This window comes from Paraburkholderia sp. EG286B (assembly GCF_040965655.1).
Taxonomy (GTDB): Bacteria; Pseudomonadota; Gammaproteobacteria; order Burkholderiales; family Burkholderiaceae; genus Paraburkholderia.
Genome location: NZ_JBFRCF010000138.1, coordinates 1 through 756, shown reverse-complemented (window position 1 = coordinate 756; position 756 = coordinate 1). Strand labels below are relative to the sequence as shown.

General features: G+C 56.0%; 1 protein-coding gene. It reads right to left on the bottom strand.

Annotated features, from left to right (window positions below; all coding sequences use genetic code 11):
• Positions 1–129: 129 nt before the first annotated feature.
• A complete protein-coding gene (locus AB4Y42_RS44095) occupies positions 130–606 on the bottom strand; it encodes a DUF3788 domain-containing protein (RefSeq protein ID WP_368602212.1) in 477 nt (158 codons plus the stop codon).
• Positions 607–756: the final 150 nt, after the last annotated feature.

Genomic DNA, 756 nt, shown 5'->3' with positions numbered 1-756 from the left:
CGCAGGTATCCGCGTGACCTTTGCGTGCCGGTCAGCCACGGATGGCCCGCCGAAATTTATATGAGGTGCGGAGCGAAAGCGCAAACAGGCGGTGCGCAACAATGCAGCCACCGCCCATGTGATACCGAGCTACAACCCGCGAAAAGGTGTAAGCGTGGGGCGTTTCATCCTCATGAGATCTGTCACCTCAACTCGGTCATCCACCGACAGGATTGGGATAGTCATCCATTTCCCGTCATGATAAGTCCGGGATTCGTCGTACTGTTTGACCAGCGGCGGACTCCAGAAGTAACGCCTTTCTTCAAACTTCTCTCGTTCGGCCCGCCCTAAGACGACCAATACGGACAACAGCCTGTATGCCGGAAACAAACTGCAAAACGCCCTGTTCTCCTTGTAGCGCAGTGCCCAACCACGCTTCTTGCCGCCATATATCCAATCCGGCGTGAAAACATTGGGGTAAAACTCGTCGATCCAGCTTCGCAGCTCGCCCCAATGTTCGAACGCCTCCGGGCCCAACCAGTCGCGGAGAGTACGCTCATCCGGATGCGAGGATTTGTCAGAAATTCTGTCGCCTATCTCAGCGCTTCGTGCGGTTTTGCTTTCCATTCTTCATCTCCTCAGCTTATCCGGATATTTAACTTTCCATCAACTCACCGCCGTGCGTCGCCGTGCGAAGTCCGGAGCGACCCCAGCAAGAGCGTCAACGATGCAGCCAGCAGGACGAGGTCTTTAAGCAGGAACTGGCCGGGCAACGCC

Coding starts and splice junctions, on each gene's coding strand:
- AB4Y42_RS44095 (WP_368602212.1), bottom strand. CDS start 606: ATGGAAAGCAAAACCGCACGAAGCGCTGAGATAGGCGACAGAATTTCT.